The sequence below is a fragment of the Allokutzneria sp. NRRL B-24872 genome, from assembly GCF_002155965.1.
Classification (GTDB): Bacteria; Actinomycetota; Actinomycetes; order Mycobacteriales; family Pseudonocardiaceae; genus Allokutzneria.
On sequence record NZ_MUMH01000100.1, the window covers coordinates 18,274 to 29,396 of the forward strand.

At 71.1% G+C, this 11,123-nt stretch carries 12 protein-coding genes; 10 read left to right on the forward strand and 2 right to left on the reverse strand.

Annotated features, from left to right (window positions below; translation table 11 throughout):
* The first annotated feature begins 3 nt into the window (after positions 1–3).
* On the forward strand, positions 4–1,113 hold the full coding sequence (proB, locus tag CCN37_RS24770) for a glutamate 5-kinase (protein ID WP_086825223.1): 1,110 nt from the start codon (positions 4–6) through the stop codon (positions 1,111–1,113).
* 112 nt (positions 1,114–1,225) lie between these two features.
* Here proB and CCN37_RS24775 read toward each other — a convergent pair whose 3' ends face one another.
* Both CCN37_RS24775 and CCN37_RS24780 read right to left on the reverse strand, forming a co-directional pair.
* Entirely contained in the window at positions 1,226–2,428 is a 1,203-nt protein-coding gene (locus tag CCN37_RS24775; protein ID WP_086825205.1) for a TIGR03618 family F420-dependent PPOX class oxidoreductase, read from the reverse strand.
* Positions 2,429–2,461: 33 nt separating this feature from the next.
* Positions 2,462–4,564, reverse strand: coding sequence for a RecQ family ATP-dependent DNA helicase (locus CCN37_RS24780; RefSeq protein ID WP_086825207.1), 2,103 nt, complete (start codon positions 4,562–4,564; stop codon positions 2,462–2,464).
* A 93-nt stretch (positions 4,565–4,657) separates the two neighbouring features.
* Between CCN37_RS24780 and CCN37_RS24785 the strand changes: the two genes are divergently transcribed.
* The 9 genes from CCN37_RS24785 to CCN37_RS24825 form a co-directional block, all read left to right on the forward strand.
* A complete protein-coding gene (locus CCN37_RS24785) occupies positions 4,658–5,953 on the forward strand; it encodes a glutamate-5-semialdehyde dehydrogenase (RefSeq protein WP_246843280.1) in 1,296 nt (431 codons plus the stop codon).
* A gap of 24 nt (positions 5,954–5,977) precedes the next feature.
* On the forward strand, positions 5,978–6,562 hold the full coding sequence (locus CCN37_RS24790; RefSeq protein WP_086825211.1) for a TetR family transcriptional regulator: 585 nt from the start codon (positions 5,978–5,980) through the stop codon (positions 6,560–6,562).
* Positions 6,563–6,609: 47 nt separating this feature from the next.
* On the forward strand, positions 6,610–7,821 hold the full coding sequence (locus CCN37_RS24795) for a cytochrome P450 (protein WP_246843281.1): 1,212 nt from the start codon (positions 6,610–6,612) through the stop codon (positions 7,819–7,821).
* A gap of 15 nt (positions 7,822–7,836) precedes the next feature.
* Positions 7,837–8,061, forward strand: a complete 225-nt coding sequence (locus CCN37_RS24800) for a ferredoxin (protein ID WP_086825213.1) — start codon at positions 7,837–7,839, stop codon at positions 8,059–8,061.
* 167 nt (positions 8,062–8,228) lie between these two features.
* The gene (gene nadD / locus CCN37_RS24805) at positions 8,229–8,828 is read left to right on the forward strand and encodes a nicotinate-nucleotide adenylyltransferase (RefSeq protein WP_086825215.1); all 600 of its coding nucleotides are present in this window, start codon (positions 8,229–8,231) and stop codon (positions 8,826–8,828) included.
* Between the two features lie 16 nt (positions 8,829–8,844).
* Positions 8,845–9,228 (forward strand): ribosome silencing factor, encoded by a 384-nt coding sequence (gene rsfS, locus CCN37_RS24810; protein WP_086825217.1) that lies wholly within the window; start codon positions 8,845–8,847, stop codon positions 9,226–9,228.
* Positions 9,225–9,836, forward strand: coding sequence for a histidine phosphatase family protein (locus tag CCN37_RS24815; protein ID WP_086825219.1), 612 nt, complete (start codon positions 9,225–9,227; stop codon positions 9,834–9,836). Before rsfS ends, CCN37_RS24815 begins: the two co-directional genes overlap by 4 nt.
* A gap of 3 nt (positions 9,837–9,839) precedes the next feature.
* Positions 9,840–10,544 (forward strand): diglucosylglycerate octanoyltransferase, encoded by a 705-nt coding sequence (gene octT / locus CCN37_RS24820; protein ID WP_371504923.1) that lies wholly within the window; start codon positions 9,840–9,842, stop codon positions 10,542–10,544.
* Between the two features lie 11 nt (positions 10,545–10,555).
* On the forward strand, positions 10,556–11,123 hold a 568-nt coding region (locus tag CCN37_RS24825), incomplete at its 3' end, for a DegV family protein (protein WP_086825221.1).

The window sequence follows — 11,123 nt, forward strand, 5'->3', positions numbered from 1 at the left end:
GTGTTGTCCGCGGCTCGCACGGAGATCGTCGAAGCCCGTCGGATCGTGGTCAAGGTGGGGTCCTCCTCACTGACCACGGCCGAGGGCGGGCTCGACGCGAGCCGTCTCGATGCGTTGGTCGACGCGCTCGCCGCGCGGTGCGCGGCGGGCAGCCAGGTCGTCCTGGTGTCCTCCGGAGCCATCGCGGCGGGGCTCGCCCCGCTGGGCCTGGTGAAGCGCCCGCGCGACCTCGCCACCCAGCAGGCCGCGGCGAGCGTCGGTCAGCTCCAGCTCGCGCACGCCTACGCGGCGTCCTTCGCGCGGCACTCGCTGACGGTCGGCCAGGTCCTGCTGACCGCCGACGACGTGGTGCGGCGCGCGCACTACCGCAACGCGCAGCGCACGTTCTCGCGGCTGCTCGCGCTCGGCGTGGTGCCCGTGGTGAACGAGAACGACACCGTTGCCACGGACGAGATCCGCTTCGGTGACAACGACCGGCTCGCGGCTCTGGTCGCGCACCTCGTCGGCGCGGACGCGCTCGTACTTCTGTCCGATGTGGACGGTCTGTACGACGGGGACCCGCGCCTGCCCGGTTCCACGCTGATCCCCGAGGTCCTTGGACAGTCCGATGTGGACGGTGTGGACGTCGCGGCCGTGGGCTCCGGGCTCGGAACCGGTGGCATGGCGTCGAAACTGGCCGCAGCTCGGTTGGCCGCCGCCGCGGGGATTCCCGTGCTGCTGACCGCTGCCACCGCTGCCGGTCCCGCGCTCGCGTCGGCTTCCGTTGGCACGGTGTTCGCCGCGACCGGGCCTCGGATGTCCGCGCGCCGCTTCTGGCTCGCGCACGCCGCCGACGCGGTCGGCCGCCTGCGCCTCGACGACGGCGCTGTCGCGGCCGTGGTGGGGCGCCGCCGTTCGCTGCTCGCCGCGGGCATCACCGCCGTCGAGGGTGACTTCGAGGCGGGCGACGTCGTGGAACTGCTCGACACCGCTGGCCTGGTGGTGGCCCGCGGCGCGGTGGCCTTCGACGCGGCGGAACTGCCCGCGCTGATCGGCCACTCCAGCCACGAACTCCCCCCAGAACAACGCCGCGAAGTCGTCCACGCCGACGACCTCGTCCCCCTTACGCGCTGAATGACTCATTCAGGTGGTTGAGCGCCCTGAATGACTCGTTCATGTGGTTCAACGGACTGAACGAGTCATTCAGGTGGCTGGGCGCACCAATGAGGGCGTTGATGTTGAGGGGTCAGAGGCGGCCGGAGATGCGGGTGGGCCGCACGCGGACGGTGGTGATGGTGGCGTCGCTGTGGTCGGCCTCGGGCGTGCGCCGGATGTGCTCGGCGTAGGAGGTGCCGATGTACTTCATCGTCAGCTCTTCGCGGAGTTCGTGCGCGCCCTCCCGGGAAACCGTTGCGGTGCCCTGGATCGAGGCGTAGGTGTGCGGGGCGTCGGCTGGGCTCACGAGCACGTTGACGCGCGCGTCGCGCCGGAGGTTGCGCTCCTTGCGGCTGCCCTCGGCGGTCATGAACAGCACGTCGTCGCCGTCGCGCTTCAGCCACACCACGGCCTGGTGCGGCTCGCCACCGGGCTGGACCGTCCCGATCACGCCGAACACCCGCGAGTCCAGCAGCGCGCGCAGCTTCGACGCTGAAACGCCGCGCAGCACCGGCATTCCCAGCAGCTCGCGCGTCACGGTGTCCAGCCGTCGCGCCGATGCGGGATCGAGAACGGGCTCGTAGGGCTGGTCCTGGACGAAGACGCTCAGCGGGCTCGGCGGCGGTGTGTCCAGCAGCGCCACGAGCGGACGGATCGCTTCCTCGACCGGCTTCGCCGACGAGCGGATGGCCTCGATCTGCGCCGCGACGGCCTCGTCGTAGGAGCCGGAGAAGCTGGTGTTCACCGTTCCCGGGTTCACCAGGACGTAGTGGATCTTCTCCGAGGGCCGGTTCAGCGCGAAGCCCTCGCCGAGCAGGTCGTTGAGCAGGCCGCTGTGGAACATCGCGGTGATCCCGTCGTAGCCCGACTCCAGGCCGAGGTCGTCCCAGCGCACGTGCTCGGGGTTCGGGCCCGGCCCCGCCACGTTGAGGATCACCGGGTCGTCGGCGGCGTGCAGCAGCTCGGTCAGTTCGTAGCTGAGCAGGAAGCGGCTCAGGTAGTAGAGCGCGAAGTTGTGCTCGAAGCCCTCGGTCGTGACCTGGCGCTCGGACTGGAGGTGCCGTGCGCACAGCACCACGCCGTCGATCTTGGAGTACCTGGAGCGCAGTTCGGCGATCGCCGCCCTGGTGTCGCCGACCAGGCTGAGGTCGGCGCGGACGAAGTGCGCGCCCTCCGGGGATTTCGCCTGGTCACGGCCGATGACGACCACCTCGTGGCCGCGCTTGAGGTAGGCGCGCGCCAGCGCCTTGCCGATCCCGTCAGTGCCACCCGTGATCACGTAGATTGAACCCATCAGTTCAATCTACTGTTCAGTCGGGTAAATGTGCTACGCCGTCGCGGCCAGGACGAAGGGCAGCACCTCCTGCGCTCCGGCCCGGCGCAGCAACCGGGCGGCGACCGTGAGGGTCCAGCCGGTGTCCGCGCGGTCGTCGATGAGCAGCACCGGCCCGTTCGCGTCGGCCAGGTTCTGCTCCAGCTCGGGGGACAGGCTCAGTGAGGTGGTCAGCCCGGCCAGCCGCTGCGCGCTGTTCACCGACGACGGTGCCGTGCCGTCGGAGAGCACGCGGCCGAGGAACGGCAGCCTGCCGATCGTGGCGATGCGCGTGGCGAAGCTGGCGACCAGGCGCGGGTGCTTCTGCGAGTCGATCGCGGCGACACCGACCGGTCGCCGCTCCCAACCCCAGCCGGCCAGGACCTGCACGCACGCCTGGAACAACTCGTCGGTGATCTCGGCGTCCTGGGCGTCGGGCGCGAACAGCGGGCGGAGCCGGTTGCCCCAGCCGATGTCGGTCAGCCTGCCCAGCGCGCGTCCCACCGACGCGGCCTCCGTGGCCGGGATGCGGCCGCTGAGGTCGATGCCGAGCGCGCTCATCCCGCTCGGCCACTGCTTGCGCGTGCTCAGGTCGATGCCGGGGCGCAGCAACCGCTGCTCGACCTCGGCGACGGCTTCGCCCGGAACCTCCGTGGACAGCCGCTCTCCGGTGCAGTTGTCGCACCGCCCGCACGGGGCCGCGTGCGGATCGTCGAGCTGGCGCAGCAGGAACTCCATGCGGCAGCCGGTGGTGGCGAGGTAGTCCACCATCGCCTGCTGCTCGGCCTGGCGTGCCTTCGCCACCCGCGCGTAGCGGTCGGCGTCGTAGGTCCACTCCTCGCCGGTCGAGGTCCACCCGCCGCGCACGCGGTGCACCGCGCCGTCCACGTCGAGCACCTTCAACACCGCTTCGAGACGGCTGCGGCTCAGCTCAACGCGGGGTTCCAGCGCGGCGGTGGACATCGCGCCGTCCGCCTCGGCGAGCACGGACAGCAGCCGCCGCACGATGTGCTCCGACGGGAACGCCAACGAGTCGAAGTAGGCCCAGATGTCCCTGTCCTCCGGGCCGGGCAGCAGCAGCACCTCGGCGCGCTGCACGCCACGACCCGCACGGCCGATCTGCTGGTAGTACGCGATCGGCGAGGACGGGGCGCCCAGGTGCACGACGAACCCGAGGTCCGGCTTGTCGAATCCCATGCCCAGCGCGGAGGTCGCCACGAGCGCCTTGACCTTGTTGGCGAGCAGGTCCTCCTCGGCCTGCTGGCGCTCCGAGGTCTCGGTCTTGCCGGAGTACGAGGCGACCTCGAAACCGCGGTCGCGCAGGAAGGACGCCACGTCGTCGGCCGCCGCGACGGTGAGCGTGTAGATGATCCCCGAGCCCGGCAGTTCGGTGAGCTTGTTCGCCAGCCACGCCAAACGCGCCTGCGCCGTGGGCAGCCGGACCGCGCTCAGCCGCAGGCTCTCCCGGTCGAGCTGACCGCGCAGCACCAACGCCTCGCGCTCGCCCAGCTCCAGCTGCTCGGCCACGTCGCGCACCACGCGGTCGTTCGCGGTGGCGGTCGTCGCGAGGACCGGGATCTCCTCCGGCAGCTCGGCGATGAGCGTGCGCAGGCGGCGGTAGTCCGGCCGGAAGTCGTGGCCCCAGTCGGAGATGCAGTGCGCCTCGTCCACCACGATCAGCCCGGCGTCGGCGGACAGCTCCGGCAGCACGTTGTCGCGGAAGTCGGGGTTGTTGAGCCGTTCCGGGCTGACCAGGAGCACGTCCAGCTCGCCCATGGCGACCTGCTCCTGGACGTTCTCCCACTCCTCCTGGTTGGCGGAGTTGATCGTCGCCGCGCGCACGCCCGCGCGCTCGGCCGCGACGACCTGGTTGCGCATCAGCGCCAGCAGTGGCGAGACGATGACCGTGGGCCCCTCGCCCAGCTCGCGCAGCAGCGCGGTGGCGATGAAGTACACGGCCGACTTGCCCCACCCGGTGCGCTGGACGACCAGTGCGCGGGAGCGGTCGACGACCAGGGCGCGGATCGCGGTCCACTGGTCCTCGCGCAGCTTCGCGTTCTCGCCCGCGAGGGAGCGGAGCTTCTCCTCGGCCAGTTCGCGCAGTCCCTGTTCTTCCACGTCGACCAGGGTGCCCCATGGGTCCGACAGTCCGGCGTCCGGGCTGTGGGATAACCGGATCGGGTGGGGCCGCGATCGGACTACTCTGGGACCGTGACCACCGCTGTTGAGTCCACTGTGGACGAAGATCTCCGCGCTCAGGTGCACGACGCGGCCCGCCGTGCCCGCGTCGCGGCGTCCGACCTGGCACTGGCCACCCGCCAGGCCAAGGACGCCGCGCTGCACGCCATCGCCGACGCGCTGGTCCGCAGGGCTCCGGAGGTGCTGGCGGCCAACGCCGAGGACGTGCGCCGGGGCCGCGAGTCCGGGCTGGGCGAAGCGATGATCGACCGGCTGGCGCTGACGGAGGCGCGGATCGCCGCGATCGCCGAGGCGCAGCGCACGGTCGCCGGGCTGCCCGATCCGGTCGGCGAGGTGCTGCGCGGCGGCATCCTGCCGAACGGGTTGGAGATGCGTCAGGTCCGCGTGCCCATGGGCGTGGTCGGCATGGTCTACGAGGGCCGTCCGAACGTGACCGTCGACGCGGCGGGGCTGACCTTGAAGGCGGGCAATGCCGTGCTGCTGCGCGGTTCCTCGTCCGCGGAGAGCTCGAACACCGCGCTCGTCGCCGTGCTCCGCGACGCCGTTGTCGAGGCCGGGCTGCCCGCCGACTCGGTGCAGCTGCTGCCGTGCCACGACCGCGCGTCCGTGCGGCACCTGATCACCGCGCGCGGCTTGGTGGACCTCGTCATCCCGCGCGGTGGTGCCGGGCTGATCAACGCCGTAGTCGAGGGCGCGACCGTGCCCACGGTGGAGACCGGCGTCGGCAACTGCCACGTCTACGTGGACTCCGCGGCTGACCTGGACATGGCCGTGCGCATCGTCCTCAACTCCAAGGCGCGCCGCCCCAGTGTGTGCAACGCGGCGGAGAGCCTTTTGGTGCACAAGGACATCGCAGAGCGCTTCGTGCCCGAGGTGGCCCGTGAGCTGAGCGCGGTCGGCGTCACGTTGCACGCCGACTCGCGGTTCGCGGCGCTGGCGGGGACCGCGACCGTGCCCGCGCAGGACGAGGACTGGGACACCGAGTACCTGTCGCTCGACATCGCCGCGAAGGTCGTGGACTCCCTGGCCGACGCGGTCGCTCACATCGCTGAGCACGGCTCCGGACACACCGAGGCGATCGTGACCGCCGATGTGCGCGCGGCGCGCGAGTTCACCGCGAGGGTGGACGCGGCCGCTGTCATGGTCAACGCGGCCACGTCCTTCACCGACGGCGGTGAGTTCGGCATGGGCGCGGAGATCGGCATCTCCACGCAGAAGCTGCACGCGCGCGGGCCGATGGCGCTGCCCGAGCTGACCTCCACCAAATGGGTGGTGTGGGGAGACGGGCACGTCCGCCCTTCTTCCTGAGGGCGTTTCCCGCAGAATGTCCCGATGTCGCAGAACCCACCGCCGCGTCGCCGGGACGCGCAGGCCACCCGCGCCGCGTTGCTGAAGGCGGCCGGTGAGCTGTTCGCCGAACGCGGCTACGACCGCACCACGGTGCGCGACATCGCCGCGCGCGCCGGAGCCAACCAGGCCCTGCTGTTCCGGTACTTCGGCACCAAGGAAGACCTGTTCAACGCGGTCGTGGCGCATCGCGGGATGGACCTGCTGCACGCCGGGCCCGCCGAGGAGCTGCCGCACCGCATCCTGGAGATCTTCCTCGCCGAGACGCCGGAGGGGGTGGACCACCCGATCCAGGCGATGCTGCGCTCCGCCGTGCTCGGCGCCGAGTCGATGGCGTTGCGCAAGGAGATGGGCCGCGCCTACGTGAACTCGCTGTCCGAGCTGACCGAGGGGCCGGAGGCCGAGCTGCGCGCCGAACTGGTGCTCGCCTGGCTGGTCGGCATCGGGTTCTGCCGATCGGTGCTGGGCTCGGACGTGCTGCGGGAGGCTGACGCCGATCGGGTGGAAGCCCAGGTCCACCGAGGTATCTCCGCGCTGCTGGATCTTGACGCGCCTGTGACCCCCTCGTAGCTTGGAAAGTAAGCGACTGCTTACATACCTGGCGAAGGGAGATCACGGTGACCGCCGTCGATCCCACCACCTCGGCGCCGTCGTACCCGTTCAGCCTGCCGAGGGCACTCGACCTCGACCCCGTCTACGAGCGCCTGCGCCGCGAGGAGCCGATCACGCGCGTGCGCATGCCCTACGGGGAAGGCACGGCGTGGTTGGTCACGCGGTACGCCGACGCGCGGATCGTGCTCGGTGACCCCCGTTTCAGCATGGCCGCCGGGACGACGCCGGAGACTCCGCGCAGCACGCCGTTGCCGTTGGACCCCGAAGGCATCCTCGGCATGGACGCGCCCGAGCACACGCGGCTTCGGCGCTTGGTGGCCAAGGCGTTCACCGCGCGACGGGTCGAGCAGATGCGCCCCAAGCTCCGCGAGGTCGTGGACGCAGCGCTCACCGAGATGGAGCAGCAGGGCGCGCCCGCCGACCTCGTGCACCACCTGGCACTGCCGCTTCCGGTGACAGTCATCTGCGACATGCTCGGTGTGCCCTACGAGGACCGGCACCTGTTCCGCGCGTTTTCCGACGCTGCGCTGTCGACCACGAAGTACACGCCGGAGCAGATCCAGGACGCGCGCGACAACTTCCTCGCTTATATGGGCGGTCTGGTCGCGCAGCGCCGTGCTCAGCCCACGGACGACCTGCTGGGCGCGTTGGTGCTGGCGAGGGACAACGACGACCGTCTCTCCGAGATGGAGCTAGTGCGTCTGGGCATCGGTCTGCTCGTCGCGGGCCACGAGACCACGGCCAACCAGTTGACGAACTTCACCTACCTGTTGCTCAGCGACCGCACGCGCTACGACGCGCTCGTCGCGGACCCGTCGCTGATCCCCGCCGCCGTGGAGGAGCTGCTGCGCTTCACCCCGCTCGGTGCCTCAGGTGGCTTCGTGCGCGTCGCGATGGAGGACGTGGAGCTCGGTGGAGCGACCGTGCGCAAGGGCGAGTGCGTGTTCGCTCAGCTCGCTTCGGCCAACCGGGACGACGCGGTCTTCGAGACCCCGGATCTGCTCGACTTCGCGCGGCAGCACAACCCGCACATGGCGTTCGGGCACGGCGTGCACCACTGCCTCGGCGCGCAGCTCGCGCGCTTGGAGCTCCAGGTTGCGCTTGAAGGCATGACCGCGCGCTTCCCGAATCTGCGTTTCGCCGTGCCCACCGAGGAACTGCCGTGGCGTACGGGGATGCTCGTCCGGGGACTTGAAGCGCTCCCAGTGAGCTGGTGACGGTAGGAATGTGTCATGAGTGATAGTTGGTTGGTCAGTGTCGACCAGAACTGCATCGGCTCCGGCATGTGCGCTGGCGCGGCCCCGGACCACTTCGAACTGATGGAGGGCTACGCGCGCGCCATCAAGGACGAGGTCGACCCCGACGAGGCCGTCATCGACGCGGCCGAGTCGTGCCCCGTCGAGGCGATCCTGGTCAAGCTCGCCTCCACCGGAGCGGTGGTCGCCCCCACCGACTGAACGCCGCACTCCGGCGTAAGCCCTGAACGGGTCGTTTGGTGCGTTGAACGCACTGAACGACCCGTTCAGCGCGTTCAACGCACCAAACAAGGCGTTGATCTTGGGGTCCCGAGCGAGTGACCGTGCTCATCACCGTCGCCTCTGGGCGCCCCGTAGGCTTTCCTGCCATGGCCAAGCGCCGAATCGGAGTAATGGGCGGCACGTTCGACCCGGTGCACAACGGGCACCTCGTCGCCGCGAGCGAGGTGCAGGTGCGCTTCGAGCTCGACGAGGTCATCTTCGTGCCGACGGGCAACCCGTGGCAGAAGTGCCACAGCGTGGTCAGCCCGGCCGAGGACCGCTACCTGATGACCGTCGTCGCCACGGCGTCGAACCCCCGGTTCTCGGTGAGCAGGGTCGACATCGACCGCACCGGCACCACCTACACCATCGATACTCTCGGTGACCTGCGCACGCAGTACCCTGATGACGAACTGTTCTTCATCACGGGGGCGGACGCGCTGGAACAGATCCTGTCCTGGCACCGCGCCGACGAGCTGTTCCGGCTCGCGCACTTCATCGGGGTGACGCGGCCGGGCTACCGCCTCGTCGACGACCACCTGCCCCGGGGCGCGGTCAGCCTGGTGGAGGTGCCCGCCATGGCGATCTCCTCCACGAACTGCCGCGACCGGGTCCGCGACGGGCTCCCGGTCTGGTACCTCGTGCCCGACGGTGTGGTGCAGTACATCAGCAAACGCGAGCTCTACACCGCGCCTGAACGGGCGTAGGAAAGGAACTACTCAGGTGGCAGCCACCGACCAGGCACGCGACCTCGCGCTGGTCGCCGCACAAGCAGCGGCTGACAAGAAGGCGCACGACGTCGTCGTGCTCGACGTGTCCGACCAGTTGGTGATCACCGACTGCTTCGTGATCGCCTCGGCGCCCAACGAGCGCCAGGTCGACGCGATCGTGGAGAACGTCGAGGACCGGATGCGCGAGGCCGGGAGCAAGCCGGTGCGCCGCGAGGGCGCGCGCGAGGGCCGCTGGGTCCTGCTCGACTTCGTCGACGTCGTCGTGCACGTGCAGCACGCGGAGGAGCGCACCTTCTACGCGCTGGAGAAGCTCTGGAAGGACTGCCCGCGCATCGCCTTCGAGGACGGACCGGCCACCGAGGAATCCGCCGAGTGACGCTCCAGCGGCTCGTGCTGTGGCGGCACGGCGAGACCGGCCACAACGCCACCGGGCGCATCCAGGGCCACCTGGACGCGCTGCTCAACGACACGGGCATCGCGCAGGCGCGCGCGGCCGCACCCGCGGTCGCGCGCTTCGAGCCCGACATCGCGCTCAGCTCCGACCTGCGCAGGGCCATGGACACCGCCGCCGAGTTCACCAGGGCGACCGGGCGCGAGGTGCGCATCGACAAGCGGCTGCGCGAGACCCACGTCGGTGAGTGGCAGGGCCTGTCCCACACCGAGGTCGAGCAGGGCTGGCCGGGCGCGCTCCTGCAGTGGCGCAAGGACCCCGAGTGGGCCCCGCCCGGCGGCGAGAGCCGGGTCGAGGTCGCCGCACGGGCCGCTGAGGTGGTCGCCGAGCTGGACGCCGACCACGACGGGACCGCGCTGCTGTGCGCCCACGGCGGGCTGATCACGGGGCTGACGGCGTCGCTGGTCGGCCTGCCCGTCGCGTGCTGGCCGTCCATCGGCGGGCTGAGCAACTGCCACTGGGCGGTGCTGGCGCGGCGCGGGGACAGCCTGGACTGGCGGCTCGTCGCGTACAACGCCGGCGTGACCGGCTGAGCGGTGCGGCTGCTGGCACTGGCCGACTCGCTGGCCTTCCACGGGCCGCGCGAGGCGATGCCCGCCGACGACCCCAGGCTGTGGCCGAACGTGGCCGCGTGCCTGCTCGGCGGGTCCTCGGAGATCGTCGCGGGGTTCGGCTGGACCGCCCGTGACGCGTGGTGGGCGATCACCCGCGACCCGCGCGTCTGGGCGTTGATGCCGCGGATCGACGCGCTCGTGCTCGGCGTCGGCAGCATGGACACGTTGCCGTCGCCGCTGCCCACCTACCTCCGCGAAGGCCTGCGCTACCTGCGGCCGGAGGGACTGCGGCGGCGGGCCCGCGAGACCTACCTCGCGGCCCAGCCGCACCTCGCCCGGTTGCTCGGCGGGCGCCCGGTGGCTCTCCCGGCCGGCCTCAGCGTCGCCTACCTGGACAAGTGCCTTCGCGGAGTGCGCTCGCTGCGTCCCGATCTGCCCGTCATCGCCGTGCTGCCGTCGGTGCACCGCTGCGCCGCCTACGGCTACGTGCACACCGGCAGGGCGCCCGCTGCCTCGGCGATCAGCGCTTGGGCGTCCACTGTGGACGTTCCGTTGCTCGATCTCGCGGCCCTGGTGCGGGCGGACGTGGCGGCCGGGCGCGGCAATCCGGACGGCGTGCACTGGGGCTGGGCGACCCACGAGGCGGTCGGCGCGGCGTTGGCGGGGGAGCTCCGGCACGCCACGTAGGCTGCTCGCTCGTGGCCGTAGCCGTCGTGACCGATTCCACCGCGTACCTGCCTGAGGGCTTCGCGGACCGGCGCGGCATCTCCGTGGTCCCGTTGCACGTCACCGTGGACGACAGCACCGGCCTCGACGGTGTCGACATCACCTCGGCCAGCCTCGCCACCGCCCTGTCCGAGCGCCGCGCCGTCAGCACCTCCAGGCCGTCTCCGGAGGACATCGCCGAGGTCTACCGGCGCGTGCTCGACAACGGCGCCGACTCGATCGTCTCCGTGCACCTGTCGCGCGAGCTGTCGGGCACGTGGGACGCGGCCCGGATCGCCGCTGACCAGGTCGGCGGCGTGCGCGTGGTCGATTCCCGCTCCACCGCGATGGGTCTGGGGTTCGCGGTGCTCGCGGCCGTGAAAGCGGCCAGTTCCGGCGCGTCCGGCTCCGACGTCGAAGCCGCCGCCGTGCGCACCGCGGCGCGCACGCGCACGTTCTTCTGCTTGGAGACGTTGGAGCACCTGCGCCGTGGTGGCCGCATCGGTCCCGCCGCCGCGCTTCTGGGCACGGCGCTCGCGGTGCGGCCGCTGCTGCACGTGC